This window comes from Streptomyces sp. NPDC048278 (assembly GCF_040652195.1).
In the GTDB taxonomy this organism is placed as follows: Bacteria; Actinomycetota; Actinomycetes; order Streptomycetales; family Streptomycetaceae; genus Streptomyces.
Genome location: NZ_JBEZLP010000006.1, coordinates 22,279 through 47,823 on the forward strand (window position 1 = coordinate 22,279; position 25,545 = coordinate 47,823).

Here is a 25,545-nt window from a genome sequence, read left to right on the forward strand (position 1 = left end):
TCAGTTCGCGGCCGGTGCCAGGACGAGCAGGGCCGTCCCCGCCTCCACCTGGTCGCCGGGCCGGGCCAGGATCTCCGTCACCACACCGGGCATCGGCGCGTGCACCCTGGACTCCATCTTCATCGCCTCCAGGGCGAGGAGCGGCTGGCCCGCCGTCACCTCGTCACCAGGGCGCACGTTCAACTGCCATACGGAGGCCGCGAACTCGGCCTCTATCAGCCGGCCGCCCGGCGGCACGGACACCTCGGCCGGGGCGGCGGCCGGGGCGGCCGAGGCCTCCGCCCTCGCGAACTCGCCCGCCGCTTCCCACGCGTCGCGCTCCGCCCCGAAAGCCGCCTGCTGCCGTGCCCTGAACTCCTCGATGGACGCGGCCTGTTCGGTGAGGAACGCCTGGTAGGCGGAGAGGGAGAAGGTGCCCTCCTCGATGCGCGGCACGAACCGGCCGGAGGTGATGTCGGCGCGCAGGTCGAGGAGTTCGTCCGCGGACACCGGGTACCACCTGATCCGGTCGAAGAACCGCAGCAGCCAGGGCCGGCCCGGCTCGAACGCGCCGCGCTGCTGCCAGCCCGACCACACCTGGGTGGTACGGCCCACGAACTGGTAGCCGCCCGGGCCCTCCATGCCGTAGACGCACAGGTAGGCGCCGCCGATGCCGACGGAGTTCTCGGCGGTCCAGGTGCGGGCCGGGTTGTACTTCGTGGTGACCAGGCGGTGGCGGGGGTCGAGCGGGGTGGCGACCGGGGCGCCCAGGTAGACGTCGCCGAGGCCGAGGACCAGGTACTCCGCGTCGAAGACCGTGCGGTGGACGTCGTCGACCGAGTCCAGGCCGTTGATCCGGCGGATGAACTCGATGTTCCACGGGCACCACGGGGCGTCGTCGCGGACGCCCGCCATGTAGCGGGCGATCGCCTCGCGGGTCGCCGGATCGTCCCAGGAGAGGGGGAGATGGACCGTGCGGGAGGGGACCACGAGTGCGTCGGTGGGCGGGAGCGAGGTGACGATCTCCCGTACCGCGGCAAGGAGTTCGGACTGGGGGAGAGCGGCAGGGTCCGTCTGCACCTGGAGCGAGCGGATACCGGGGGTGAGGTCCCTGACCCCGGGAAGGTCCGCCGCCGTCACCGCCTCCATCAGGGCGTGCACGCGCATCCGCAGGGCGAGGTCCAGCTGCATCGGGCCGAACTCGACCAGCAGGTTGTCGTCGCCGCTGCGCCGGTACGTCACGTCCCCGTCCCGGGCCAGGACACCGCCGTCGACGATCTCGGGGCGGGGCGCGCCCGTCACGTCGACCGGGGTGAAGCGGACCGTGTCGCCGGGGCGGAGCTGGCCGAGCTTCCAGCGTTCGCCGCTCAGGACCGTGGCCGGGCAGACGAAGCCGCCGAGGGAGGGGCCGTCGGGGCCGAGCAGGACCGGCATGTCGCCGGTGTAGTCGACGGCGCCGACCGAGTACGGGGTGTCGTGGATGTTGGAGGGGTGCAGGCCCGCCTCGCCGCCGTCGGTGCGGGCCCAGCGCGGCTTGGGGCCGACCAGCCGGACTCCGGTGCGCGCCGAGTTGAAGTGCACCTTCCACTCGGCTGCGTAGAAGTCGCGGATGTCGTCCTCGGTGAAGAACTCCGGTGCCGCGTGCGGGCCTTCGACGGCCGCGAGCTGCCAGTGGGCGGTGAAGCGCGGGCGTTCGGCGACCGGCTGCCCGTCCGTGACGGTCCCGCCGTGCAGGACGTCACCGGTGCGCAGGGCCCGGCCGCCGTGGCCGCCGAACCGGCCCAGGGTGAAGGTGCTCGCACTGCCGAGGAAGGCCGGGACGTCCAGGCCGCCGCCGGCGAACAGGACGTAGGTGCGCAGGCCGTGCCCGGCGGGGGCGCCGATCTCCAGCAGGCCGCCCGCCGGGACGGTCACCGGCTCCCACTGGGCGGCCGGGACGCCGTCGACCGTCACCGGGGCCGGGGCACCGGTCACGCAGACCGTGGTGGGGTGGGTGAAGCGCAGGGACGGGCCCTGGAGGGTGCATTCGAGGCCGGGCGCACCGTCCGGGTTGCCGAGGGCGCGGTTGCCGAGGCGGAAGGAGCGGTCGTCCATCGGGCCGCTCGGGGGGACGCCGACCTGCCAGTAGCCGGTGCGGCCCGGCCAGTCCTGGACCGTGGTGAGCGTGCCGGCGGCGACGGCCTCGATCCGGGGGGTGGGGTCGGTGACCCGGGCGAGGGTGGCCGTGGAGTGGGCGGCGGAGCGGAAGTCCCGGTCGGCGAGCGCCGCGCGGACCAGGCCGAGGTTGGTCTCGATGCCGTCGACGCGGGTGCCGGCCAGCGCCTCGTCCAGCCGCCGCAGCGCCTCGGCGCGGTCGGGGCCGTACGCGACGACCTTGGCGAGCATCGGGTCGTACGACGTCGTCACCTCGGTGCCGGTCTCCACCCAGCCGTCGACGCGTACGCCCGCCGGGAACTCCACCCGGGTCAGCAGGCCCGCGCTGGGCCGGTGTTCGCGGGACGGGTCCTCGGCGTAGACGCGGGCCTCGACGGCGTGGCCGCGCGGTGCGCCCGGGTCGCGGACGACGCCGGTCTCGCCCTGGGCGAGGCGCAGCATCCAGGCGACCAGGTCGACGCCGTAGATCTCCTCGGTGACCGGATGCTCCACCTGGAGGCGGGTGTTGACCTCCAGGAAGTAGGCCTCCTCGCGGGCCGCGTCGTACACGAACTCGACCGTGCCGGCCGAGCGGTAGCCGACCGAGGCGCACAGGTCGCGGGCGGAGGAGGCGAGTTGAGCGCGGACGTGGTCGGGCAGGCCGGGGGCGGGGGCCTCCTCGACCACCTTCTGGTTGCGGCGCTGGAGCGAGCAGTCGCGGTCGCCGAAGGTGACGACCCGGCCTTCGCCGTCGCCGAAGACCTGGACCTCGACATGGCGGGCGTGCTCGACCAGGCGCTCCAGGAAGACCCCGGCGGAGGAGAAGGAGGCGGCGGCGACGCGCTGGACGCGGTCCCATGCATCGGTCAGTTCATCGGCCGATCGACATGCCGACATGCCGATACCGCCGCCACCGCCGGTGGCCTTGAGCATGACGGGGTAGCCGATGGCGGACGCCGCGCGGCGGGCCTCGGCCACGTCCGTCAGCAGTCCGGTGCCCGGTGCCAGGGAAACCCCCGCGGCCTGTGCGGCGGCCCGTGCGGTGTGCTTCGCGCCGAACAGCTCCAGTTGTTCGGGGGTCGGGCCGACGAAGACGATCCCGGCCTCCTCGCAGCGCCGGGCGAAGGCGGCGTCCTCGGACAGGAAGCCGTAGCCGGGGTGGATCGCGCCCGCGCCGGTGTCCTTGGCGGCCTTGAGGATCAGGTCGGCGTCGAGGTACGACTCCTTCGCCGGGGCCGGGCCGAGCCGGACCGCCTCGTCGGCGAGGCGGACGTGCGGGGCCGAGCGGTCGGGGTCGGAGTGGACGGCGACCGTGCGCAGGCCCAGTTCGCGGGCGGTGCGGATGACGCGGACGGCGATCTCGCCACGGTTGGCGACCAGGAGCGTGTCGAAGGAGGTCATCCGGCGGCTCCGGTGATCGTCGTCTCGACGGCCGTGGGGTCGAAGCCGTTGCAGGGGTTGTTGATCTGGGGGCAGTTGGAGACCAGGACGAGGACGTCGCGTTCGGCGCGCAGGGTCAGCTTGCGGCCGGGGGCCGAGAGGCCGTCGACGATGCCGAGGGTGCCGTCCTTCTCGACGGGGACGTTCATGTACCAGTTGATGTTGGAGACCAGGTCGCGTTTGCCGAGGCCGTGCCGTGCGCCCTCCGCGAGGAAGTTGTCGACGCAGGCGTGCTGGGACCAGGTGTGGTGGCCGTAGCGCAGGGTGTTGGACTCCTTGGAGCAGGCGCCGCCGACCGTGTCGTGCCGGCCGACCTCGTCGGCGGTCACCGTCATCAGCGGGGTGTGCTCGTTGGAGAGCAGCACGCTGCCGGTGGTGAGGAAGATGCTGCCCTGGGCGTGGACAGTGTCGGGCGCGCTGTAGCGGACGGCCGTGTCGTGGGCGTCGTAGACGAGGAAGTCGACGGCCTGGTTGCCGTGCAGGTCGGTGAGGGTGAGGGTCTCGCCCTCGCGGATCACGGCGGACCAGGCGGCGCGGGCCGGGACGACGGCGGTCCGCCTACTCGTACTCGTGCTCGTGCTCATGCGAGCCCCCTCGCGGCGAGGAATTCACGGGTGTCGAGGAAGGCGCGGCGGCCCTCGGGGGTGGCGTCCCAGAGCGGGGCGCCGGGCGCGGTCGGGGCGGCGCGCCAGGCCAGGACCTCCAGGGGGGTGCTGACGTAGTCGGGGCGCGGGTCGGCCGGGTGCGGGACGTTCGCGATCAGTACGGTCACGTCCTGCTCGGCGCGGAGCGTGACGCTGCCGCCGGGGCCGGCCGAGCCGGTGAAGTCCAGCGTGCCGTCCTCGCGTACCTCCACGCCCTGGAAGAACGACAGGGACGGCGGCAGGTCGCGCGGCTCCAGGCCGTTCTTGGCCGCCGCCAGCTTGAACAGCTCGCGTCCGGCGGGGGAGGGGGACTGCGGGGTGCCGTCGCCGTACCGGTGGGTGTTGCGGACCAGGGTGGAGGTGCCGCACAGGGCGTCATGGCGGCCGGAGGTGTCGGCGACGACGGAGGCGAGGACCCGGCCCTGGTCGGAGAGGAGCAGTACGCCCTCGCCGAGGTAGGCGTTCCACTGCACCTTGACCGTGTCGGCGACGTTCAGCCGCTCCCAGGGGCGGCCGTCGGCGTACAGCAGGAGGTGGGCGCAGGCGTCGCCGGTCAGGTCGGTCAGGCGCAGTTCGGTGCCGCGGGCCAGGACGCGGTGCGTGTAGTTGCCGCCCGCCACCGTCTCGGCCCACACCAGGTGCCCGGCCTCGCAGGGCGGGTCCGGCCAGTCGGCGGCCGGTACGACGGGCATGGCCTCGGCGCGGGTGCCCTCCTGGGCACGGGCGTGCGCACGGGCTCCGTACGTGGTCGCTGTCGCCATCGCTGACCTCCGGCTCCTTCGGCTGCAGGGTTGTTTCTGTCGCCCGACAGAAATTAGGGGCGGGCCGGGTCGGCGGCGTTGCCGTCGCGTTCCGGCCCGGTTACCGAGGGCTCACCGGGGGCGGCGGCCCGGTGGCTGCGGCGTCGGCGTGATCGTCGTACGGCGTCGTGTGCGAGGATCGAACGCATGGGGACGAGCAGTGGCCGCCGGGTCGGCCGGCCGCGGGCCGCGCAGCGGCCGGACAGCGGCCTTGAGCCGCGGGCCGAACTGCTCACGGCAGCCGCCGAGTTGTTCACCACCCGCGGCTACGCGGCCACCACCACCCGGGCCGTCGCCGAGCGGGCCGGCATGCGGCAGGCGTCGATGTACCACTACGTCTCCGGCAAGGAGGAGCTCCTCGCCGAGCTGCTCGAGTCCACCGTCACGCCCTCCCTGGCCTGCGCGCGCGAGCTGCTCGCCGACGACGCGACCCCGGCCGAGGAACGGCTGCGGATCCTGTGCCGGGCCGACGTGGAGCTGCTCTGCGCCGGGCCGCACAATCTCGGCGCGCTCTACCTGCTCCCCGAGGTGCGCGCCGAGCGGTTCGCCGGCTTCCATGCCGTTCGCGCCGAACTCAAGGACGCCTACCGGCAGTTGATCGCCGGTACGGCGGCCGGCGGGACGCTGGCCAAGGGGGAGCTGGAGCTGCGGACCGACCTCGTCTTCGGGCTGATCGAGGGCGTCATCCTCGTCCACCGCTCCGAACCGGAGCGCCCCGCCCACGAGTTCGCCCGCGCCACGGCCGAGGCCGCCCTGCGGATCGTGGGGGTCTGAAGGGACCCTCGGGGCCGGTGGGGGTTTCGCTCCGGAGGGCCCTTTCACCCGTCACGGTGAGTGGCCCCCGTACGCCCGTGCGTCGTGACGCGCCGTGTTCGAGTGAATGCCCTCCGTGCAAAACGACCGAGGGTACTCCAGTACTTCGGGCGTTTTCAGGTGCTTGCCGAATATGACATGGCGTTGATCCGGTCGGACTAAGCTCGCCCGCGGCGCACCGAGTTGAGGTGAATTCGTGCGTCTGTTCCCAAACATACGGAAGATCCAGACTGCTCCATGAACCTTCCCCCCACGAGCTCCCCCGACACCCAGCCGATTCGTCTCAGAAGGCATACATGGTGAGTGTGCAATCGCCTCCCGATGGCCGTGAACTTTCCCTGGCGCGCGTGCTGTTGCTGCCCGCCATACTGATGGCCGCGGCGACCGCCGCCGCCGTCGTCCTGGTGGCGGGGTCCGCCCGGATCGCCGTCGGCGTGTGCGGTGCCGTCGGCATGCTGCTGGTGCTCGCGACGGCGGCGGAAGCGGTGCGCCGCGGCCGTGGGCTCCGGGACGCCCGGGCCGAGCACGACCGTCACAGCGCGTATCTGGAACGGCGCCTCGCCGCGAGCGAGGAGGAGGTCGAGCACCTCGGCCGCGAGGTCTTCCCGACCGCGCTCTACCGGCTGAAGGCCGGCGAGTCACCCAAAGAGGTGGTCCGCCAGCTCTTCGACGTCGACCCGCGGATGCGCCACGCCCCCGAGTCGCAGCGCCGGCTGATCCGCATCATGCTCGACATCGTCGACGAGGAGGACCTCCAGCGCGACTCCCTGGAGCGCTCCTTCGTCAGCGTCGCCCGGCGCGTCCAGGCCATCGTCCACCAGCAGGCCCACGAACTGCGGGAGATGGAGGAGGACCACGGCCGCAACCCCGAGGTCTTCGACGACCTGCTGCGCATCGACCACGGCACCGCGCTGATCGGACGCCTCGCCGACTCGGTCTCCGTGCTCGGCGGCGGCCGGCCGGGCCGCCAGTGGCCCAACCCCGTCGCCCTCTACAGCGTGCTGCGCGGTGCCATGTCCCGGATCCTGGAGTACCGGCGCATCGAGCTGCACTCCATCTGTCAGGTCAACATCAAGGGCACCTCCGTCGAGCCGGTCATCCACGCCGCCGCGGAACTCCTCGACAACGCCACCCGCTACTCGCCGCCCTCCACCAAGGTGCACGTCACCGCCGTCGAGGTGCAGTCCGGCGTGTGCATCGAGATCGAGGACGCCGGCGTCACCCTCAACGAGGAGGCCCGCGACCGCCTGGAGGGCCTGCTGGAGAAGGCCAAGCAGGGCAAGGACATCCAGGTCCTCGGCGAGAACCCGCGCCTCGGCCTCTCGGTCGTGGGCCGCCTGTGCAAGACGTACAACATGGACGTCTCGCTGCGCGCCTCCGCGTACGGCGGTGTCCGGGCCGTCCTCATCGTGCCCAGCGACATGATGACCACCGACCCCGCCCCCGGCATCGCCCACGGCATCGGCGCCACCGGCATCCCCAAGCCCGAGCTGGGCGCCCTCGAAGGCCCCAAGCGCCCGCCCAAGCGGCGCCGGCCCACCAGCCCCCGCATCCCCGCCGGGATCTCCATGGAGGACGACGTCCCCGAGGTCACCGAATGGACCGCGGGCGGGCTGCCGCAGCGGCGCAGCCGGATGAAGACGCCGCTCAGCCAGCGGATCGCCGAGCAGGCCGCCATCGAGCGCGCCGAACGCGAGGGCAACCCGACCATCTGGTCGCAGCACAAGGAGCCCGAACCCGAGCCGGAGCCGGAGCGCCGCGAGCCCGGCCTCTGGGTCGAGGCGTTCTGGGAGGGGCTCAAGAAGAACAACCCGGGTGTCCACCCCACCGACTTCACCCGGAACCCCACCAAGTACCTGCATCTGATCAACGATCCGGCCGGCACCGAGGCCGACGACGAGGGGGACCTCAAGTGATCCAGCAGCGAGGCAACTTCGACTGGATGCTCAAGCAACTCGCCGACGGCGTACCGGGCGTCGAGATGATCGTCGTGCTCTCCGCCGACGGCCTGCGCATCGCCCGGCACGGCGGCGACCCCGACGCCGCCGACCGGCTCGCCGCGGCCTGCGCGGGCGTGCAGAGCCTGGCCAGTGCCGTCGCCCAGGAACTCCCCATCAGCAACGGCGACATGAACCTCGTCCTGATCGAGATCGACAGAGGTTACTTCTACCTCATGTCCGCGGGTGCCAACGCCTACCTCGCCGTGCTCGCCGACGTCACCTGCGAACCGGGCCGGATGAGCGAGATGATGCGCGACCTCGTCGTCCGCATCGGCGCCCACCTCACCAGTCCGCCCCGGCGGAACGGGCAGACCGTATGACTCCTCCGCAACGCAAACGGCGCCGGCCCAGGCCGGAACTCGCTCCGCCCCCGGTCCCGTCCGCGCCGCCGGTCCCCGAGAGCGGCGGCGAGGACGAGGACAACAAGAACCCCGAACGGCTCTACGTCATCAGCGGCGCCGACGGCGCCCGGGCCGAACTCGACCTGGTCACCTTAATCGTGGCGCGCGCCGCCGCACCGCCCTCCGTCACCCCGGAGCAGGCGGCGCTGCTCCGGCTCTGTCTCGCCCCGCTGTCCGTGGCCGAGCTCTCGGCCTATCTCAACCTGCCGTTCAGCGCGATGACGGCACTGATCACCGAGCTGATCACGGCCGAACTGGTGCAGGCGCGCGCCCCCATCGTCCGCCAGGCGCTCCCCGACCGTTCACTCCTCGAAGCGGTGATGCATGGACTTCAAAAGCTCTGACACGATCCCCGGCCCCCGCACCGCGGACCATCTCCCGCACACCGCCCAGGCCGCGGTGAAGATCGTGATCGTGGGCGGCTTCGGGGTCGGCAAGACCACCATGGTCGGTTCCGTCAGCGAGATCAGGCCGCTGACCACCGAGGAGACCATGACCCAGGCCGGCATCGGGGTCGACGACAACTACGGCTCCGACTCGAAGACCGCCACCACCGTGGCCATGGACTTCGGCCGCATCAGCATCACCGACCAACTGGTCCTCTACCTCTTCGGCACCCCCGGCCAGGAACGCTTCTGGTTCCTGTGGAACGGCCTGTTCGAAGGCGCCCTCGGCGCGGTCGTCCTCATCGACACCCGTCGCCTGGAGGTCAGCTTCGACGTGATGGGGCGCCTGGAGGAGCGCGGGGTGCCGTTCGTCGTCGCCGTCAACTCCTTCCCGGACGCGCCCCGTTACCCCGTCGAGGAACTGCGCACCGCGCTGGACCTGCCGCCCGACGTCCCCATCATCGAGTGCGACGCCCGCCGCCGGGCCTCCAGCCGAGACGTCCTGATGACCCTGATGCGCTTCCTGCACTCGCTCGCCATGTCCGGCGCGCTCACCTGACCCCTCTCTCGAACTCTTTCGGATCTCTTCGGAGCGATCACTGTGACGCCTGAATCCCCCCTCCCGGCCGGCGCCAGCACGGGCCCGGTCCCGCCGCCCGGCTGTCCGGCGCACGACCGCGGCCCCGGCGGACTCCAGCGGCTCTACGGCGCCGACGCGGACCACCTCGGCGAGCTGTACGAGCAGCTGCGCGAGGAACACGGCTCCGTGGCCCCCGTCCTGCTCCACGACGACGTACCGGTCTGGGTGGTCCTCGGACTCACCGAGAACCTCCAGATGGTCCGCACCCCCGCCGTCTTCACCCGGGACAGCCGCGTCTGGACCCCGCTGCGCGAGGGCATGGTCAAGCCCGACCACCCCCTCATGCCGCACATCGCCTGGCAGCCGATCTGCTCGCACGCCGAGGGCGAGGAGCACCTGCGGCTGCGCACGGCGGTCCAGGGCGCCATGACCACCATCGACCACCGCAGCATCCGCCGCCTCATCGGCCGCTACACCCAGCTGCTGGTCAACGAGTTCTGCGAGAAGGGCCGCGCCGACCTGGTCTCCCAGTACTCCGAGCACCTGCCGATGGCCGTCATGTGCGAACTGCTCGGCATGCCCGAGGAGTACAACGAGCGGATCGTGGAGGCCACCCGGGACGCCCTCAAGGGCACCGAGACCGCGATCGCCAGCAACGAGTACGTCATGGGCTGCCTGACCCGGCTCACCGCCCGCCGCCGGGCCCGCCCCGAGGACGACTTCGCCAGCCACCTCGTCAACCACCCGGCCGGACTCAACGACGACGAGGTCGCCCAGCACCTGCGGGTCGTCCTCTACGCCGCCTACGAGACCACCGCCAACCTCCTCGCCAACGCCCTGCGCATGGTCCTCACCGAGCCCGGCTTCCGCGCCCAGCTCAACGGCGGCCAGATGACCGTGCCCGAGGCGATCGAGCAGTCCCTGTGGGACGAGCCGCCGTTCAGCACCGTCTTCGCCTACTTCGCCAAGCAGGACACGGAACTCGGCGGCCAGCGCATCCGCAAGGGCGACGGCCTGCTCTACGCGCCCGCACCGGGCAACGTCGACCCGCGCGTCCGCCCCGACCTGAACGCCAACATGCAGGGCAACCGGTCCCACCTCGCCTTCGGCGGCGGCCCGCACGAATGCCCCGGGCAGGACATCGGCCGTGCCATCGCCGACGTGGGTGTCGACCAGCTGCTGACCCGGCTCTCCGACATCCAGCTCGACTGCGACGAGGAGGAGCTGCGCTGGCGCGCCTCCATCGCCTCCCGGCACCTGGTGGAACTGCCGGTGCGCTTCGACCCCAAGCCGAAGCAGGACGTCACCCTCATGCCGAGCCCGGCCCTCGTCCCGCCGCAGCGCACCGACTGGCAGGTCGGCGGCCCCCGCCCGGCAGCCCCGGAACCGGTCCCGGTCCCCGAGCCCAGGCCCGCGCCGCCGGTGGCCGTGTCCGCCTCCGAACCGGCCGTGCCGCGCGGCATCTGGCCCAGGCTGCGCCGCTGGTGGCTGGGCCGCTAGGGGACCTGGTCACCGGCCCACGCCGGGTACGACTCCCAGGCCCGCAGCGTCCGCCCGCTGCACAGCCGGTGCTCCACCCCCGTGACCGGATCGGTGAACTCCAGCCGCCGCGCCAGCAGTTGCAACGGCCGCCGGAAGTCACCGTCCGGCACGGGTCCCGCCACCTCGGGATACAGCGGATCCCCGAGGATCGGCACGCCCAACGCGTTCATGTGGACCCGCAGTTGATGGGTCTGCCCGGTGTGCGGGGTGAGCCGGTACCGGCCCAGGTCACCTCTGCGCTCGACCAGCTCGACGACCGTCTCCGCGTTGGGCTCCCCCTCGATCTCCCGGGCCGCCATGACGCCGCGTTCCTTGAGGATCCGGCTGCGCACGGTCCGGGAAACGGTGAGCGAAGGGTCGTACGGCGCGATCGCCTGGTACTCCTTGCGCACCCGCCGCTCGCTGAACAGCCTCTGGTACGCGCCGCGCTCCGCGGGCCGCACGGTGAACAGCACGAGCCCGGCCGTGAGCCGGTCCAGCCGGTGCGCGGCCCCCAGCGCCGGAATCCCCAGCTCCCGCCGCAACCGGGCGAGCACGGTCTCGGTGACGTGACTGCCCCGGGGCGTGGTGGCGAGGAAGTGCGGCTTGTCGGCGACGACGAGGTGGTCGTCGCGGTACACGACCTCGAGAGGGAAGGGGACGGGGACCTCGGGCGGCAGGTCGCGGTGGAACCAGAGGTAGCGGCCGGGGGAGTAGGGCGCGTGGGCGTCGACGGGCTGACCGTCGGCGCCCACGACGAGCCCCGCGTGCAGCATCTCCTCGACAACGCCGGGTCCGGCTCCGGAGAGCCGCGCGATCAGGTACGCGCCGACGGTGTCCCACTCCTCGGAGAAGGGCAACCGCACCCGAACGGGGTCCACTCCTTGGTGCTGAGGGAGGGGAGAGGGCGGGGCCGCGGTCTTACGTCTCATTTGGAGTCAAGGGTAAGCGCCACGCGCCTTGCTTGGGGGCGCGGGGAACTGCGCGACCAGCCCCCACACACCCGCACCCGACCCGCTACGCCACAGCCTCCGGCACAGCAACAGCACTTCGAGACTCCGCCCGGGCAAACCTCCAAACCCCGCCCACCACCACCGTCCCGACCAGGAACAACACGGTGAACCACCGGAAGTACCAGTGGCCCCCACTGGGGTCGTACACCGCCCCCCGAGGCCACGCCAGATTCACCGTCATCACCAGCCCGTACAGCAGCGCACCCGCGTTCACCGGCACCCCCCACCGCCCCAGCGAGAACAACGGCGCCCCGGTCTCGTCCGCCCCCTCGGCCCGGAACTCCCCGCGCAGCCGCCGCACCAGCAGCGGCCCGGTCACCATCGCGTACGCGAGGTACAGCATCACGATGCACGTGGTCCCGATCGCCAGGAACGCGTCCGGCGACGCGAAGTTGAGCAGCAGCAGTACGGCGGCCAGCACCCCCACCACCACGGCCGGCGCCCCCGGCATCCCGGTCCGCGGATTCACCCGCGCCAGCCGATCGGCGAACGGCAGCTGCCCGTCCCGCGCCATGGAGAACAGCATCCGCGAGGCCGCGGTCTGGATCGCCAGCGTTGCCACCGCGATGGCCACGACCACGTCGGCCAGCAGCACCCGGCCCACGCCGTCCCCGAGGCTGCTGGTGAGGACGTAGCTCAGCCCGTCGACCCCGAGGCGCCCGTCGGTGAGGCTGGGCGCGGCCAGCAGTCCGCCGAGGATGACCAGACCGCCGAGCAGGCCCGCGGTGGACAGCGCCGTGAGGATCGTGCGCGGCGCCGTACGCCGCGGGTGGTGGGTCTCCTCGCTCATCTCGCCCGCGCTGTCGAAGCCGATCATCACGTACGCGGCCGTGAACGAGCCGACCAGGAGCGCGCCCAGCAGACCGCCCTCGGCGGCCGTACCGGTGTGGAACGTGATGCCGGGGGAGCGCTTGGAGTGGGTGAGGAGCAGGACGACGATCAGTACCGCGCCGATGATCTCGGCGGTCACCCCGACCCGGTTGATCACGGACATCACCCGGTTGTCCATGACGTTCACGAGGGTGGTCAGCACCAGCAGGACGACGCCGAGGACGGCCGCGTTCGCGGTCCCGTCGGCCGAGGTCACCGCGGTGTCCGTGCCGATCAGCTGGAAGCCGGACCACAGCGCGGGCAGCACCATCTGGAGGGCGAGCGCCGCCGCCGCGACCACCACGATCTGCCCGATCACCATGATCCAGCCGGCGAACCAGCCGAAGGAAGGGTTGGACAGGCGTGAGGACCACTGGTAGATGGCGCCGGAGATCGGGTAGCGGCCGGCCAGTTCGGCGAAGCACGCGGCCACCAGCAACTGGCCGATCAGGACGGCCGGCCAGGCCCAGAAGAAGACCGGGCCGCCGAACGCGTACCCGAAGGCGAAGAACTGGAAGACGGTCGTCAGTACGGAGATGAAGGAGAACCCGGCGGCGAACGAGGCGTACCGGCCGAGGCTGCGGTGCAGCTCCTGGCGGTAGCCGAACTCCTCCAGGGAGCGGTCGTCGGGTTCCACTGAGCGGTCGTCGAGTGTCGTCACGGCGGCACCTGCCTGTCAGGGCGGACGTCCTGTCGAGGACGGAGAGCGCGGATTTCCTGTCGGGCGACAGAAATTAGGGATGCGCTGTTTCGGACGCGTCACGCGGGCGTGTCCGGGGCGGGCCCAAGTCCTCACGCTCTTGCGGAGCCCGTTCAGACGCGATACATCGTGTGTATTGACGAGTCCGCTCGACTCGCGATATGTTCTGCCACGGATATTCGGAGACGAGGTGGTCGGTGTGGCGGTGAAGCGGCGCAAGCTCAGCAATCCCCTGGCGCTCGTCGTGCTGACCACCCTCTGGCAGAAGCCGATGCATCCGTACGAGATCGCCCAGACCATGCGCCGTCAGGGCAAGGACACCAGCACCCGGATCAACTACGGCTCGCTCTACACGGTCATGCAGAACCTGGAGAAGCACGGCTTCGTCGAGGTGGCCGACGTGGAGCGGCAGGGCAACCGCCCCGAGCGCACGGTGTACGGCATCACCGACGCCGGGCGCGAGGAGATGGTCCACTGGCTGTCCGACCTGATGGCCGTCCCGGTGAAGGAGTACCCGATCTTCGAGACGGCGCTCTCGCTGATGGGCGCCCTGCCGCCCGACGAGGTCGTGCGCCTGCTGGAGGGGCGGCTGAGCTCCCTGGAGGTGGAGGTCGCCGGCGGCAGGGCCGTGCTGGAGAAGCTGCACGAGACGCTGCCCCGGCTCTTCGTCGTGGAGGTCGAGTACCACCTGCACATGCTGGAGGCGCAGACCGACTGGGTCCGCGGCTTCGTGCGGGAGATACGGGACGGTTCGCTGCCGGGCGTCGAGGGCTGGCGCCGGTTCCACGAGACCGGCGAGTTCCCGCCGGAGTTCACGGAGGTGGAGCAGCAGTAGAGGAAGCTGCGAGAGAAACAGACCCCGGCAGAGCTGTTGCAGCAGCTCCGCCAGGGTCTCGAACCCCGAGCTGAATCCGCCGTGGGGCAGATCCGGGCGATCGAGGTGCGGCACATCCAGGATAGCCCGGCGCTCCTCAGGTGGATCAGCTGTCATCCGCTGTCATCTGTCATCCGCTCACACAGGAGAGCCCTGTCATGAACACCCGTGCGCCCGCAGTGCAGGCGCGCCAGCTGATCAAGACCTATCCCGGCGACGTCACCGCGCTGAACGGCATGGACGTCACCGTCGAACCCGGCACCGTCTTCGGGCTCCTCGGGCCCAACGGCGCTGGCAAGTCCACCACCGTCAAGATCCTCACCACCCTGGCCCGCCCCGACTCGGGCACCGCCACCGTGGCCGGCCACGACGTGCTGCGCCACCCCGACCGGGTGCGCCGCGCGATCGGCGTGGTCGCCCAGAACTCCGGGGCCGACCCGGTCGCCACCGGCCGGGAGAACCTCCAGCTCCAGGGCAGGCTCTACGGCCTGCGCGGGGCCGGGCTGAACCGCCGGGTCGACGAGCTGCTGGACCGCTTCACCCTCACGGAGGCCGCCGGACGCCAGGTCAAGGGCTACTCCGGGGGCATGCGGCGCCGGCTCGACGTGGCCCTCGGCCTGGTCCACCGCCCCGAGGTGCTCTTCCTCGACGAGCCCACCACCGGTCTCGACCCCGAGGCCCGCACCGCGATGTGGGACGAGATCGGCCGGCTGGCCGGTCAGGAGGGCCTGACCATCCTGCTCACCACGCACTACCTTGAGGAGGCCGACCGGCTCGCCGAGCGCATCGCGATCGTCGACCGCGGCCGGGTCGTGGTCGAGGGCACCCCGGACTCCCTCAAGGGCGAACTGCGCGGCGACGCCGTCCACGTGGAGCTGCGCGAGGCCCCCGGGGAAGCCGGCCGCACCCTGCTCACCGGCGCGCTGACCGGGCTGCCGGGCGTGCACGAGACGCTGTTCGACGGGCGCCGGATCAGCGCCCGCGCCGACGACGGGGCCGCCGCGATGCCGGCGCTGCTGGCCGCCCTGGAGCGGGCCGGGGTGACCGTGGTCGCCGCGACCGTCGCCCGGCCCTCCCTCGACGACGTCTACCTCCGCTACGCCGGCCGCCGTTACGCCGAGGCCGACGCCACCGACTCCGGCTCCCTCGCCCTGGCCGGAGGTGCGCGATGAGCAACGCCCTGTCCCAGACCTGGTACATGACCCAGCGTCAGCTGGTGGTGTTCGCCCGGCAGCCCGCGTTCGCCGTCATCACCCTCATCCAGCCGGTGATCTGGCTGTTCCTGTTCGGCAACCTCTTCAGGAAGGTCGTCGAGCTGGGCGGCTTCGGCACCACCTCCTACCTCGACTACCTGGTGCCGGGCGTGGTCGTGATGAGCGCCCTCAGCTCCAACATGTGGGCGGGCATGGGCACCCTGGAGGAGATCCAGCGCGGCACCCTCAACCGCTTCCTGACCACACCGGTCAGCAGGGCCGCGCTGATGAACGGCAACGTCGTGAACAACGGCCTGGTCACCGCCGGCCAGTCGCTGATCATCGTGCTGCTCGGCCTGCTGGGCGGCGCCGACTACCCGGGCGGGGTCGGCGGTGTGGCCGTCCTGCTGGTCTCCTCCGTGCTGCTCGGCACGGTCTTCGGCGCGCTGTCCAACGCGCTCGGCATGCTGGTGCGCGAGCGGGAGTCGATCATCGGGATCAACACCTTCCTGCTGCTCCCGCTGACCTTCCTGTCCAGTGCCTTCATGGCACCGTCCCAGATGCCCGGCTGGATGCGGCACATCGCCGACTTCAACCCGCTCAACTGGGCGATGGTGGCGAGCCGTTCGGCCCTGTCGGCGGACCCCGACTGGGGTGCGGTGCTCGGCCGGGGCGGGGCGCTGCTGGCCCTGGCGGTGGTGGCCGTGTGGCTGTCGATCAGGACCTTCAGGTCGTACCAGCGGTCGGTGTGACGGCAGAGAACGGCGGCACCTCCTCGCGAGGTGCCGCCGTTCTGCGGTGCTGCCGGTCTGTGGCGTGACCGTCCCGCGGTGGGGCCGGTCCGTGGTGGGGGCCGGTCGGCTCAGGCCGCGGCGGCGTCGCTCTCCTGCTCCGCCTCGATGCGGGCGTTCCACTCGCGCTTGGAGGCCTGCCAGCCGTCCTCGTTGTGGCCGAGACGCCAGTAGCCGGAGATGGAGAGATCCTCGCGCGGGATCTGGCGCTCGACGCGCAGCAGCGCCCGCAGCTCCTTCACGAAGCTCGCCTCGCCGTGCACGAAGGCGTGCACCCGGCCGTCCGGGAACTCCAGCGACCGTACGGCGGTGACCAGGGCCTCGCCGACCGGCCGTTCGCCCCGGTGCAGCCAGACGACCTCCACGTCGGAGTCGATCTTCTGCTCCTCCTCGGGGCCGGAGACTTCAAGGAAGGCGAAGGCCTTCGCGCCGGTCGGCAGGGACTCCAGGGCGCGGGCGATCGCGGGCAGCGCACTCTCGTCACCGGCGAGCAGATGCCAGTCGGCGCCCGTGTCGGGGGCGTAGGCGCCGCCCGGGCCCATGAAACGCACGGTCTCGCCGGGCTGGACACGGCAGGCCCACGGCCCGGCCAGACCCTCGTCGCCGTGCACCACGAAGTCCAGGGTCAGCTCCCGGTGTTCGGGATTCCAGGAGCGCACGGTGTAGGTCCGGGTCACCGGCCAGTGCTCGCGGGGGAACCCGGCCCGGATCTGTTCCAGGTCGAAAGGCTCCGGATAGGTGACGCCCGCCGGCCCGAAGAGGAGTTTCACGTAATGATCGGTGCAGGTGTCCGCGGCGAAACCGGCCAGCCCGTCACCGCCGAGCACCACGCGCTGCATGTGCGGGCTCAGCCGTTCGGTGCGCACCACCTGAGCGGAATGGGGCTTACGCGGCTTACGTCCCGGGCGCTCTGCCATGACCGGCCTCCCTGCTCAAATGGTTAGGTTTACCTAAGTTAGCATCTCCTTCCCGGTTGACGCCCCTTCCATGAACACTTGGCGAGTGGGTTTTGCCGGAAGAATGCCTTCCGGTGTCAGGCTTCCAGTGTCGCCAGCAGGCGGTTCATCGAGCCACCCAGGCCCCAGCGGGCGGCCAGGGTGTTCAACTGCGCCGCGTCGCGGGGGGCCTTCGGCAGCGCCGTGTCGACGTCCGGCAGCGGGACGTCACCGGCGACCCGGACCACCTTCGGCGCCACCGCGACATACGGCCGGGCCTCGTCCAGGCGCTTGCGCTGCGACGGCGTGAGCTTCGCCTTCGGGTCGTCGACCGCGGCCATGATCCCGGCCAGGTCGCCGAACTCGGCGAGGAGCTTCGCGGCCGTCTTCTCGCCGATGCCCGGCACCCCCGGCAGCCCGTCGCTCGGGTCCCCGCGCAGCAGCGCCAGATCCGCGTACCCGCCTCCGTCCACGCCGTACTTCTCGCGCAGCCACGCCTCGTCCGTCATCTGGAGCGTGCCGACGCCCTTCAGCGGGTACAGCACCCGCACCCCGCGCGCGTCGTCCACCAGCTGGTAGAGGTCACGGTCGCCGGTGACGATGTCCACCGGGCCCGCGGCGCGCGCGGTGAAGGTGCCGATCACGTCGTCGGCCTCGTACCCGGCGACGCCGACCCGGGCGATGCCGAGCGCGTCCAGCACCTCCTCGATGACCGGCACCTGCGGGGAGAGGGTGTCCGGCACCTCCTCCTGGTCCGGTCCCGTCGCGCGCTCCTCGGCGACCCGGTGCGCCTTGTAGGAGGGGATGAGGTCGACCCGCCACTGCGGTCGCCAGTCGGCGTCCATGCAGGCCACCAGCAGGTCCGGACGGTGGTCCTTGACCAGCCGGTCGATGAAGTCCAGCAGCCCGCGCACGGCGTTCACCGGCGTGCCGTCCGGGGCCTTCACGGAGTCGGGGACGCCGAAGTAGGCGCGGAAGTACAGCGAGGCGGTGTCGAGAAGCATCAGTCGTGCGGTCACGCCAGGCATCATGCCGTACGGCACCGACAGCGCCCGGCTCCCGGCACCGGCCGGTCCTCCGCGCGGCCCGGCGGCACCGGCGGACGGGTCCCGCCTACGAAAAGGATCCGGCCAACCACGTAGCGCTACGGCACTGCCCAAGCCTTTCCGCCCTGCCGACCGAGCCGGCCGACCGTGCGTTCGACGTGCCTCGCGCCCTGTCCCGCTGCGCCGAGGGCACGCCCGACGGCACCGCGGTCCGCGGCGGCACGGTGGAACCGACCGGCCGCCACCGCGCCGGCCGTGCCACCGGCCGCCAACTCCCTGTTACCCCGCGGGACTTCACCGTCGGGCGGGTCCGCCCGGACGACCGTCCCGACCAGGCACTCCGCGTCCGGGGCACCGCAGGGAACGACGGCGACCGCTCGCACGGCGAACTTCCGGGGCGCCCCCTCGTCCTGATCGGGGGCCGGCGTCTGCGGAACCACTTGCGGAGCCGGTCCGTTCATGCCTACGACGCCTCAGCCGGCCGGGCCGGCCGGCTGAGCCCGCCCGCACCCGGCGGCAGCCGTGCCCCCGCCGGTCCGCCGGCCGCACTGCCGACCGACCCCGACGGCCGTGCGGCCGTCCTGGTCAGCGTGTTCATCCCGAAGGAGGAGTCCGCGCCCGGCGCGTCCGGCGCGCTCGTGCACTGGCGCGAACTGTGAGGGTCGCGCTCACCGGACGTGACGGGGATGTGACGGCCGCCTGAAACGGTTTGCCGAACATGCGTAGGGTGCAGAGAACCCATCAGGAGGGGCCCGGCCGGAGCCTGGCACCCGAAGGACAGTACGACGAGCGAAGGAGGGAGCCGGAGCGATGGGCGACCACAAAGACCAGCAGCCCGTGCGGGTGGGCGCGGCAGTCCGGCGGCGCCGCCGTGCGCTGGAGCTCACCCTCGCCGTCGTGGCCGAGCGCAGTGGCCTCTCGGTGCCCTTCCTGAGCCAGGTCGAGAACGACAGGGCCCGCCCCAGCCGCACCTCCCTGGAGAAGCTCGCCGACGCGCTGCGCACCACGGCCGTCGAACTCCTCGCCGCCGCCGACCCGGCGTGCAGCGTCGACGTCGTACGGGCCGACGACGCCACTGAGCCGGACTTCGCGCCCCAGGTGCGTTCCCTGGTCCGCGGTCACCACCAGCTGCACGCCTCGGAGTTCACCGGCGACCACGACGCCGGCCGCGAATTCCAGCACCGCAACGACGAGTTGATGTACGTCGCCGACGGCGCCGTGGAGGTCGAGGCCGAGGGCCGCGCCTACCGCCTCGGCCGCGGCGACACCCTCTATCTCACCGGCGGAGTCCGCCACCGCTGGCGGGCGACGGTCCCGGACACCCGGGTCGTCGTGGTCGCGGTGGCGGAACACATCGAGGCGGTCCAGGATCGCCCCCGCTGAAGCGCCACGCGAGGAGCGCGGGGAACCGCGCGCGCAACCACGACGGACCGGCGGAGCACCACGGCGCGTGGTCTCCTTGGTGCCCTCCCTCACCGAGGCCGTGGCGCAGACGCTCCCCGGAGTCCTCGTCGGCGCCACCGACTGGTGCACCCACCCGGCCGACCTCGACCTCACCCGCATCGGCGGCACCAAGAACCCCGCCCTCGACCGCATCCTCGCCCTCGCCCCCGACCTGGTGATCGCCAACGAGGAGGAGAACCGCGCCCCCGACCTGGACGCCCTGCGCGCCGCCGGCGTGCCGGTCCTGGTCACCGAGGTGCGCAGCGTGCCGCAGGCCTTCCGCGAACTGGAGCGGGTCCTGACCGCGTGCGGGGCGCATGGCCGCCCCCGCTGGCTGGACGAGGCGGAGCAGGCGTGGTCGGCACCGACGCCCGCAGGCCCCGGTACGACCGCGGTCGTACCGATCTGGCGGCGGCCGTGGATGGTCCTGGGCAGGGACACGTTCGCCGGGGACGTGCTGGCCCGGCTGGGGATCCGCAACCTCTTCGAGGACCACCCCGAGCGCTACCCCCGGGTCCCGCTCGACGAACTCCTCGACGCGGCCCCCGACCTGGTCGTCCTCCCGGACGAGCCCTACCGCTTCACCGCCGCCGACGGCCCGGAGGCGTTCCCCGGTCTGCCGTGCGCCCTGCTCAGCGGACGGCACCTGACGTGGTACGGACCGTCACTGGCCGGGGCGCCGCGGGTGCTGGGCGAGGCGCTGCGAGCAGCTCGCCGCTGAGCAGCCCGCGTACGGTGCCGGAGGCCGCCGCGAGCCAGCCGGCGGCGAGCAGCCCGTACAGCCCCACCGCCAGCCAGTCGTACACCGCGAGCCCGGTGTGCCGGCCGAGCGCGGCGGCGCCCGTGACACACGTGCCCACGGGGAAGGTGAAGGCCCACCACGTCATGGCGAACCGCATGCCGTGCCGCCGGGCCCGCACCACGTGCGCGGTCGCCAGCGCCAGCCACAGCAGGGCGAACCCCATGACCGGAACGCCGTACAGCACGGCGAGGAGGCCGAAACCGGCCGCGTACGGTGCCGGTACGACCCCGGGGGCGAGGTCCGCGAAGGCGCCCGTGGCCGTCGTGGACTGCCCGAGCGGGCCCAGCACCAGGAAGATCGTCGGCGTCAGCGCGAGCGGCAGCGGGCCGCGGGTGACCAGCCGGGCGAAGACGAGGGTCAGCATCAGCAGCGTGGTCAGCAGGCTCAGCCCGAAGAGCGCGAAGCAGCCGTAGAGCAGCGTCTCGCGGAGCTGCCCGGGCGGCAGGTGCGGGACCAGCTGCGGACCCACCGCGGCCGACACCATGGGCGCGACCAGCGGCAGCAGCCAGGCCGGAGCGGCCTGACCGGGCTCGACCCGGTGCCGTACGGCCAGCAGGTACGGCACGGCGACGGCGGCCACGAGCCCCACGGCGGTACCGGCGACGAACAGCACGGAGTCCAGCGCGACGGCGGCCGGCCCGCCGATCCAGTCCCGTCCGAGGGTGAGGGCACCGGCGCCGACGGCGAGCAGGGCCATGGCGAGGCAGCCGTAGAAGGGGGCGACCGCGGGGTCGCGGAGGTGGGCGAGGGCCTGGTCGCGGTGGCAGGCCCAGTGCAGGGCACGGGCGGCCAGCAGGACCAGGAGTTGCAGCAGGGACAGTGCCCAGATGCCGACGAAGAGCTCGCGCGGGCCGTCGGCGCCGAGTGCGGCGCCGCCGAGGGCGAGGGCCGCGGTGCCCATGACGGACGCGTACCAGTTGGGGCCGAGATGCCGGACTGCGGTGACCATGAGTCCACCGTCGCGCCGCTTCCCGCGCGCAACCAGGGAGTCTGTCTCTATGGGGGCATAAGCTGGTCTTATGAGCGAGGCGGCGGAACGGGCGGGCGGCGGCACGCTGGCGCACCGGGTACCGGATCTCGGGGCGCTGGAACTGCTGCTGGCCGTGGCCCGGCTCGGCAGCCTCGGGGCGGCGGCCCGTGAGGTCGGCATCACCCAGCCCGCGGCCAGCAGCCGGATCCGCTCGATGGAACGGCAGCTGGGCGTGGCTCTCGTCGACCGCTCACCGCGCGGCTCCCGGCTCACCGACGCGGGGGCGCTGGTGACGGACTGGGCGCGGCGGGTGGTGGAGGCGGCGGAGGCCTTCGACGCGGGGACCCAGGCGCTCCGGGACCGGCGGGACTCGCGGCTGCGGGTCGCGGCGAGCATGACCATCGCCGAGTACCTGCTGCCCGGCTGGCTGCTTGCGCTGCGCGCCCAGCGGCCCGACACGGCGGTGTCCCTGCTGGCCGGCAACTCGGCGGCGGTCGCGGAACGGCTGCTCGCGGACGAGGCGGATCTGGGGTTCGTGGAGGGCCTTTCGGTCCCGCACGGGCTGGACTCGGCGGTGATAGCCCACGACCGCCTGGTCGTCGTGGTCGCCCCCGCCCACCCCTGGGCCCGCCGCCGTCGGCCGCTCGCCGCGGCGGAGTTGGCGGCCACCCCTCTCATCCTCCGCGAACGCGGGTCCGGCACCCGCCAGGTCCTCGACGCGGCGCTGGGCGGCCTGGCCCGTCCGCTGATCGAACTGTCCTCGACCACGGCCGTGAAGGCGTCGGCGGTCGGCGGGGCGGGCCCGGCGGTCCTCAGCGAACTCGCGGTGGGGGAGGAGCTGTCGATGCGGCGGCTGGTCAGCATCCCCCTGGACGGCATCGCCCTCCGCCGCGACCTGCGAGCCGTCTGGCCCACCGGCCACCGCCCAACAGGCCCAGCCCGCGACCTACTCTCCCTCACCCGCACCTGACGCCCAGGGGGCTCCGCCCCCTACACCCCCAAAACCCTTCGCCCACCCACCACCCGACTCGGTCACTTGAAGAGGAATGGTCGAACACACAGCCCGTCCGGGGACCCGAGGGCGAAGGCCGGTTCGCACCCGCTCCAGCCCGTCCGGCGTTTGAGGACGAGGCCGTTCAGGCTGAAGCGGGGGTGCGGGGGCGGTAGCCCCCCCGGGGTGGGGGGTGGAGGGGGGCGTCCCCTGGAGGATGGGACGGGTAGGGGCGGCGGGGGCGAGAACCTGGTTCAGGAGGTGGATGCGGCGTTGACCAGTGCGCGCATCACCCGCAGGTCTTCCCCCATCTCGGGGTGCCACTGCACCCCGAGGACCCAGCCGCGATCGGCGGGGAGTTCGACCGCCTCGATCGTGCCGTCGGCCGCGTGGGCCGACGGCAGCAGTCCTGCCCCGAGGCGGTCCACCGCCTGGTGGTGGAAGGTGGGCACGGAGGCCTCCTCCGGGACCGTCTCCGCGTACCGCGTGCCGGGGACCGGCTTGACCGGGTGGTGGCCGAAGACACCCGGCACCTCCGCGTGGCCGTCGATGTGCTGGACGAGGGTGCCGCCGAGCGCGACGTTCAGGAGCTGCATGCCGCGGCAGATGCCGAGCAGCGGTACGCCCGCGGCCAGCGCCGCGTCGACGAGGGCCAGTTCCCAGGCGTCCCGGGCGCGCGCGGGACGCCCGGTGCGGGGGTCGGGCTCGGCGCCGTACCGGACCGGCTCCACGTCCGGGCCGCCCGCGATCACCAGACCGTCCAGGCGGGCCACCGTCGCCGCCGCATGCTCCGGCGCGTCCGGCGGCAGCATCGCCGCCAGGCCCCCGGCCCGCTGGACGAGCCGCGGGTAGCCGGCCGGCAGCAGGGCCGCCTCCAGCTCCCAGACGCCCCAGCGCGCCCCGGCCTCCAGGTATGTGCTCACGCCGATCAGCGGCCGTCCTCGGGTCATGGTCCCCTCCCGTGTCACAAAGGTGCGCGTGCCTACCTTTATGACATGCGCATGGGCCGTTACGCCAGAAAGCCCCGCAACAGCGCCGCCGTCCCCGCGCAGTGCTCCCGCATCATCTCCCGCGCGCCGTCCGCGTCCCCGTCCAGCACCGCCTCCACCAGCGCGATGTGCTGGCGCTGCGAGTGCTCCAGGTTGCGCACCAGGAGCGGGATGCAGTCCAGGAGGTCGTTGACCGTGGCCCGTACGGCCGCGTACTGGGCGGTGAGGGAGGGCGAGCCGCACAGTTCGGCGATCGTCAGGTGGAGCAGCGTGTCCAGGCGGCGGTAGTCCGCCAGCGGCGCCTCGTGGGTGCGGGCCAGCGCCTCACGGAGGCGGAGCGCCTGCTCGCCGGTGAGACCGTGCGCCGCGCACAGGCCCGCCGCGCCCACCTCCAGGACCTCCCGGAAGCGCAGCACGTCCTCGATGTCGACCTCGGTGATCCGGCGCCGCAGCTCGTCCTCGCCGCCCGCGTCCGTGCGCGGCAGCACGAATGTCCCGCCGTAGCGCCCGCGCCGGGACTCCACAAGGCCCTGGTCCTGGAGCACCTTCAGGACCTCGCGCAGCGTCACCCGGCTGATCCCGAGCCGCTCCGCCAGCACCCGCTCGGCGGGCAGCCGCTCGCCGCCCGGAACCAGGCCCAGCCGGACCACCTGCAGGATCTGCTCCAGCGCCTCCTCGAAACCGTTGCCCGCGCGCACCGGTCGCAGCACCGGAGTCAACGGGTCGTCGAGGGCGCCGTCCGCGTCCAGTGACATATGGCCGTACCCCCTTCCCAAGCAATGGTTCTGTTCAATACCTTAGAGCTCCCCGCCCGGCCGCAGTAGCGCAGCACCATCGCGAAAGAAGCCGAAGGAGCTCCCGTGGCAGACCGCACACCCCCGCTGAGCGTCGAGGAGTTGCACACCCTCGTCGCGAGCGGTGAGATCGACACTGTCGTCCTGGCCTTCCCCGACATGCAAGGGCGGCTGCAGGGCAAGCGGTTCGCCGCCCGCTTCTTCCTCGACGAGGTCCTGCGCCACGGCACCGAGGGCTGCAACTACCTGCTGGCCGTCGACACCGAGATGAACACCGTCGACGGCTACGCCATGTCCTCCTGGGACCGCGGCTACGGCGACTTCGCCATGCACCCCGACCTCTCCACCCTCCGCCGCGTGCCCTGGAACGCGGGCACGGCGATGCTCATCGCCGACCTCGCCTGGAACGACGGCTCCCCGGTCGTCGCCGCGCCCCGCCAGATCCTCCGCCGCCAGCTGGAGCGCCTCGCCGAACTCGGCTACACCGCACAGGTCGGTACGGAGCTGGAGTTCATCGTGTTCAAGGACACCTACGAGGCGGCCTGGGACGCGAACTACCGGGGGCTGACCCCGGTCAACCAGTACAACATCGACTATTCGGTGCTGGGGACCGGAAGGATCGAGCCCCTGCTGCGCCGGATCCGCAACGAGATGGCGGGCGCCGGGCTGACCGTCGAGTCCGCCAAGGGCGAGTGCAACCCCGGGCAGCACGAGATCGCCTTCCGCTACGACGAGGCCCTGACCACCTGCGACCAGCACGCCATCTACAAGACCGGCGCAAAGGAGATCGCCGCCCAGGAGGGCGTCTCCCTCACCTTCATGGCCAAGTACAACGAGCGGGAGGGCAACTCCTGCCACATCCACCTGTCGTTGACCGACGCGGACGGGCGCAACGTCTTCGCCGACCCCGACGGGCCCGGCATGTCCGACGTGATGCGGCACTTCCTCGCCGGACAGCTCGCCGCCCTCCGCGACTTCTCGCTCCTCTACGCCCCCAACATCAACAGCTACAAGCGGTTCCAGCCGGGCTCCTTCGCCCCCACCGCCGTCGCCTGGGGCCCGGACAACCGCACCTGTGCGCTGCGCGTCGTCGGCCACGGCCGCTCCCTGCGCTTCGAGAACCGGCTGCCCGGCGGCGACGTCAACCCGCACCTCGCCGTCGCCGGCCTGGTCGCCGCCGGGCTCTACGGCATCGAGCAGAAGCTGGAACTCCCCAAGGCCTGCCCCGGCAACGCCTACACCGCCGACTTCGCCCACGTCCCGACCACCCTCCGCGAGGCCGCCGAGCTCTGGGAGAACAGCCCCGTCGCCCGAGCCGCCTTCGGCGACGAGGTCGTCGCGCACTACCGCAACATGGCCCGCGTCGAACTGGAGGCCTTCGACGCCGCGGTGACCGACTGGGAGCTGCGCCGCTCCTTCGAACGCATGTGAGGCACC

General features: G+C 72.3%; 24 protein-coding genes. 14 read left to right on the forward strand and 10 right to left on the reverse strand.

Annotation, left to right across the window (positions count from 1 at the left end; translation table 11 throughout):
• Genes AB0D74_RS13055 through AB0D74_RS13065 form a run of 3 tightly spaced genes read right to left on the reverse strand, consistent with a single transcriptional unit; the run spans nucleotide 1 to nucleotide 4,957 of the window.
• Nucleotides 1-3,513 (reverse strand): 5-oxoprolinase/urea amidolyase family protein, encoded by a 3,513-nt coding sequence (locus AB0D74_RS13055; protein WP_362584325.1) that lies wholly within the window; start codon nucleotides 3,511-3,513, stop codon nucleotides 1-3.
• Entirely contained in the window at nucleotides 3,510-4,136 is a 627-nt protein-coding gene (locus tag AB0D74_RS13060; protein ID WP_362584328.1) for an urea amidolyase associated protein UAAP2, read from the reverse strand. The genes AB0D74_RS13055 and AB0D74_RS13060 overlap by 4 nt, the downstream gene beginning before the upstream one ends.
• Nucleotides 4,133-4,957 (reverse strand): urea amidolyase associated protein UAAP1, encoded by an 825-nt coding sequence (locus AB0D74_RS13065; protein WP_362584331.1) that lies wholly within the window; start codon nucleotides 4,955-4,957, stop codon nucleotides 4,133-4,135. Before AB0D74_RS13065 ends, AB0D74_RS13060 begins: the two co-directional genes overlap by 4 nt.
• A 186-nt stretch (nucleotides 4,958-5,143) precedes the next feature.
• On the opposite strand from AB0D74_RS13065, the gene AB0D74_RS13070 reads away from it, so the two are divergent.
• From AB0D74_RS13070 to AB0D74_RS13095, 6 genes are all read left to right on the forward strand, one after another.
• Nucleotides 5,144-5,770 (forward strand): helix-turn-helix domain-containing protein, encoded by a 627-nt coding sequence (locus AB0D74_RS13070; protein ID WP_362584334.1) that lies wholly within the window; start codon nucleotides 5,144-5,146, stop codon nucleotides 5,768-5,770.
• A gap of 335 nt (nucleotides 5,771-6,105) precedes the next feature.
• Nucleotides 6,106-7,725: an ATP-binding protein gene (locus tag AB0D74_RS13075; protein ID WP_362584337.1), complete on the forward strand. Its 1,620-nt coding sequence runs from the start codon at nucleotides 6,106-6,108 to the stop codon at nucleotides 7,723-7,725.
• The gene (locus AB0D74_RS13080; RefSeq protein ID WP_089103096.1) at nucleotides 7,722-8,129 is read left to right on the forward strand and encodes a roadblock/LC7 domain-containing protein; all 408 of its coding nucleotides are present in this window, start codon (nucleotides 7,722-7,724) and stop codon (nucleotides 8,127-8,129) included. Before AB0D74_RS13075 ends, AB0D74_RS13080 begins: the two co-directional genes overlap by 4 nt.
• Entirely contained in the window at nucleotides 8,126-8,554 is a 429-nt protein-coding gene (locus AB0D74_RS13085; protein ID WP_362584340.1) for a DUF742 domain-containing protein, read from the forward strand. The genes AB0D74_RS13080 and AB0D74_RS13085 overlap by 4 nt, the downstream gene beginning before the upstream one ends.
• On the forward strand, nucleotides 8,535-9,155 hold the full coding sequence (locus AB0D74_RS13090; RefSeq protein ID WP_362584343.1) for an ATP/GTP-binding protein: 621 nt from the start codon (nucleotides 8,535-8,537) through the stop codon (nucleotides 9,153-9,155). The genes AB0D74_RS13085 and AB0D74_RS13090 overlap by 20 nt, the downstream gene beginning before the upstream one ends.
• 42 nt (nucleotides 9,156-9,197) lie before the next feature.
• Nucleotides 9,198-10,676 (forward strand): cytochrome P450, encoded by a 1,479-nt coding sequence (locus tag AB0D74_RS13095; protein WP_362584346.1) that lies wholly within the window; start codon nucleotides 9,198-9,200, stop codon nucleotides 10,674-10,676.
• On the opposite strand, the gene AB0D74_RS13100 is transcribed toward AB0D74_RS13095, so the two are convergent.
• The gene (locus tag AB0D74_RS13100) at nucleotides 10,673-11,629 is read right to left on the reverse strand and encodes an RluA family pseudouridine synthase (protein WP_362584349.1); all 957 of its coding nucleotides are present in this window, start codon (nucleotides 11,627-11,629) and stop codon (nucleotides 10,673-10,675) included. The genes AB0D74_RS13095 and AB0D74_RS13100 overlap by 4 nt on opposite strands.
• Nucleotides 11,630-11,714: 85 nt before the next feature.
• Nucleotides 11,715-13,241 carry an amino acid permease gene (locus AB0D74_RS13105; RefSeq protein ID WP_362584352.1) on the reverse strand — a complete coding sequence of 509 codons (1,527 nt, stop codon included), beginning with the start codon at nucleotides 13,239-13,241 and terminating at the stop codon, nucleotides 11,715-11,717.
• A gap of 238 nt (nucleotides 13,242-13,479) precedes the next feature.
• On the opposite strand from AB0D74_RS13105, the gene AB0D74_RS13110 reads away from it, so the two are divergent.
• The 3 genes from AB0D74_RS13110 (at nucleotide 13,480) to AB0D74_RS13120 (ending at nucleotide 16,099) form a co-directional block, all read left to right on the forward strand.
• Nucleotides 13,480-14,115 (forward strand): PadR family transcriptional regulator, encoded by a 636-nt coding sequence (locus tag AB0D74_RS13110; RefSeq protein WP_362584355.1) that lies wholly within the window; start codon nucleotides 13,480-13,482, stop codon nucleotides 14,113-14,115.
• A 197-nt stretch (nucleotides 14,116-14,312) separates the two neighbouring features.
• Entirely contained in the window at nucleotides 14,313-15,326 is a 1,014-nt protein-coding gene (locus tag AB0D74_RS13115) for an ATP-binding cassette domain-containing protein (RefSeq protein WP_362584359.1), read from the forward strand.
• The gene (locus tag AB0D74_RS13120) at nucleotides 15,323-16,099 is read left to right on the forward strand and encodes an ABC transporter permease (protein ID WP_362584362.1); all 777 of its coding nucleotides are present in this window, start codon (nucleotides 15,323-15,325) and stop codon (nucleotides 16,097-16,099) included. The genes AB0D74_RS13115 and AB0D74_RS13120 overlap by 4 nt, the downstream gene beginning before the upstream one ends.
• 110 nt (nucleotides 16,100-16,209) lie before the next feature.
• On the opposite strand, the gene AB0D74_RS13125 is transcribed toward AB0D74_RS13120, so the two are convergent.
• Together AB0D74_RS13125 and AB0D74_RS13130 are read right to left on the reverse strand one after the other, a co-directional pair.
• Entirely contained in the window at nucleotides 16,210-17,055 is an 846-nt protein-coding gene (locus AB0D74_RS13125; protein ID WP_362584364.1) for a siderophore-interacting protein, read from the reverse strand.
• A gap of 116 nt (nucleotides 17,056-17,171) precedes the next feature.
• Complete coding sequence (locus tag AB0D74_RS13130) at nucleotides 17,172-18,101, reverse strand: 5'-3' exonuclease (RefSeq protein WP_362585107.1); 930 nt, start codon at nucleotides 18,099-18,101, stop codon at nucleotides 17,172-17,174.
• 176 nt (nucleotides 18,102-18,277) lie between these two features.
• On the opposite strand from AB0D74_RS13130, the gene AB0D74_RS13135 reads away from it, so the two are divergent.
• The 3 genes from AB0D74_RS13135 to AB0D74_RS13145 all read left to right on the forward strand — a co-directional run bounded on the left by AB0D74_RS13135 (nucleotide 18,278) and on the right by AB0D74_RS13145 (nucleotide 20,283).
• A complete protein-coding gene (locus AB0D74_RS13135) occupies nucleotides 18,278-18,778 on the forward strand; it encodes a hypothetical protein (RefSeq protein WP_362584366.1) in 501 nt (166 codons plus the stop codon).
• Between the two features lie 151 nt (nucleotides 18,779-18,929).
• Entirely contained in the window at nucleotides 18,930-19,502 is a 573-nt protein-coding gene (locus AB0D74_RS13140; protein ID WP_362584369.1) for an XRE family transcriptional regulator, read from the forward strand.
• 67 nt (nucleotides 19,503-19,569) lie between these two features.
• The gene (locus tag AB0D74_RS13145; RefSeq protein WP_362584372.1) at nucleotides 19,570-20,283 is read left to right on the forward strand and encodes a helical backbone metal receptor; all 714 of its coding nucleotides are present in this window, start codon (nucleotides 19,570-19,572) and stop codon (nucleotides 20,281-20,283) included.
• Here AB0D74_RS13145 and AB0D74_RS13150 read toward each other — a convergent pair.
• On the reverse strand, nucleotides 20,195-21,313 hold the full coding sequence (locus tag AB0D74_RS13150; RefSeq protein WP_362584375.1) for a TDT family transporter: 1,119 nt from the start codon (nucleotides 21,311-21,313) through the stop codon (nucleotides 20,195-20,197). The genes AB0D74_RS13145 and AB0D74_RS13150 overlap by 89 nt on opposite strands.
• Nucleotides 21,314-21,383: 70 nt before the next feature.
• Between AB0D74_RS13150 and AB0D74_RS13155 the strand changes: the two genes are divergently transcribed.
• Entirely contained in the window at nucleotides 21,384-22,304 is a 921-nt protein-coding gene (locus tag AB0D74_RS13155; protein ID WP_362584378.1) for a LysR family transcriptional regulator, read from the forward strand.
• 275 nt (nucleotides 22,305-22,579) lie between these two features.
• Here AB0D74_RS13155 and AB0D74_RS13160 read toward each other — a convergent pair whose 3' ends face one another.
• Together AB0D74_RS13160 and AB0D74_RS13165 are read right to left on the reverse strand one after the other, a co-directional pair.
• Complete coding sequence (locus AB0D74_RS13160; RefSeq protein ID WP_362584381.1) at nucleotides 22,580-23,275, reverse strand: gamma-glutamyl-gamma-aminobutyrate hydrolase family protein; 696 nt, start codon at nucleotides 23,273-23,275, stop codon at nucleotides 22,580-22,582.
• 59 nt (nucleotides 23,276-23,334) lie between these two features.
• Nucleotides 23,335-24,069, reverse strand: a complete 735-nt coding sequence (locus AB0D74_RS13165) for an FCD domain-containing protein (RefSeq protein ID WP_181807830.1) — start codon at nucleotides 24,067-24,069, stop codon at nucleotides 23,335-23,337.
• A 105-nt stretch (nucleotides 24,070-24,174) separates the two neighbouring features.
• On the opposite strand from AB0D74_RS13165, the gene AB0D74_RS13170 reads away from it, so the two are divergent.
• The gene (locus tag AB0D74_RS13170) at nucleotides 24,175-25,539 is read left to right on the forward strand and encodes a glutamine synthetase family protein (RefSeq protein WP_362584385.1); all 1,365 of its coding nucleotides are present in this window, start codon (nucleotides 24,175-24,177) and stop codon (nucleotides 25,537-25,539) included.
• Nucleotides 25,540-25,545: the final 6 nt, after the last annotated feature.

What these genes read in the sequence shown, in the direction of transcription:
- AB0D74_RS13070 (WP_362584334.1), top strand. Translation starts at nt 5,144, where the DNA reads ATGGGGACGAGCAGTGGCCGCCGGGTCGGCCGGCCGCGGGCCGCGCAG.
- AB0D74_RS13140 (WP_362584369.1), top strand. Translation starts at nt 18,930, where the DNA reads ATGGGCGACCACAAAGACCAGCAGCCCGTGCGGGTGGGCGCGGCAGTC.
- AB0D74_RS13115 (WP_362584359.1), top strand. Translation starts at nt 14,313, where the DNA reads ATGAACACCCGTGCGCCCGCAGTGCAGGCGCGCCAGCTGATCAAGACC.
- AB0D74_RS13055 (WP_362584325.1), bottom strand. Translation starts at nt 3,513, where the DNA reads ATGACCTCCTTCGACACGCTCCTGGTCGCCAACCGTGGCGAGATCGCC.
- AB0D74_RS13090 (WP_362584343.1), top strand. Translation starts at nt 8,535, where the DNA reads ATGGACTTCAAAAGCTCTGACACGATCCCCGGCCCCCGCACCGCGGAC.
- AB0D74_RS13160 (WP_362584381.1), bottom strand. Translation starts at nt 23,275, where the DNA reads ATGACCCGAGGACGGCCGCTGATCGGCGTGAGCACATACCTGGAGGCC.
- AB0D74_RS13130 (WP_362585107.1), bottom strand. Translation starts at nt 18,101, where the DNA reads ATGCCTGGCGTGACCGCACGACTGATGCTTCTCGACACCGCCTCGCTG.
- AB0D74_RS13155 (WP_362584378.1), top strand. Translation starts at nt 21,384, where the DNA reads ATGAGCGAGGCGGCGGAACGGGCGGGCGGCGGCACGCTGGCGCACCGG.
- AB0D74_RS13100 (WP_362584349.1), bottom strand. Translation starts at nt 11,629, where the DNA reads ATGAGACGTAAGACCGCGGCCCCGCCCTCTCCCCTCCCTCAGCACCAA.
- AB0D74_RS13125 (WP_362584364.1), bottom strand. Translation starts at nt 17,055, where the DNA reads ATGGCAGAGCGCCCGGGACGTAAGCCGCGTAAGCCCCATTCCGCTCAG.
- AB0D74_RS13075 (WP_362584337.1), top strand. Translation starts at nt 6,106, where the DNA reads ATGGTGAGTGTGCAATCGCCTCCCGATGGCCGTGAACTTTCCCTGGCG.
- AB0D74_RS13120 (WP_362584362.1), top strand. Translation starts at nt 15,323, where the DNA reads ATGAGCAACGCCCTGTCCCAGACCTGGTACATGACCCAGCGTCAGCTG.
- AB0D74_RS13065 (WP_362584331.1), bottom strand. Translation starts at nt 4,957, where the DNA reads ATGGCGACAGCGACCACGTACGGAGCCCGTGCGCACGCCCGTGCCCAG.
- AB0D74_RS13165 (WP_181807830.1), bottom strand. Translation starts at nt 24,069, where the DNA reads ATGTCACTGGACGCGGACGGCGCCCTCGACGACCCGTTGACTCCGGTG.
- AB0D74_RS13085 (WP_362584340.1), top strand. Translation starts at nt 8,126, where the DNA reads ATGACTCCTCCGCAACGCAAACGGCGCCGGCCCAGGCCGGAACTCGCT.
- AB0D74_RS13150 (WP_362584375.1), bottom strand. Translation starts at nt 21,313, where the DNA reads ATGGTCACCGCAGTCCGGCATCTCGGCCCCAACTGGTACGCGTCCGTC.
- AB0D74_RS13060 (WP_362584328.1), bottom strand. Translation starts at nt 4,136, where the DNA reads ATGAGCACGAGCACGAGTACGAGTAGGCGGACCGCCGTCGTCCCGGCC.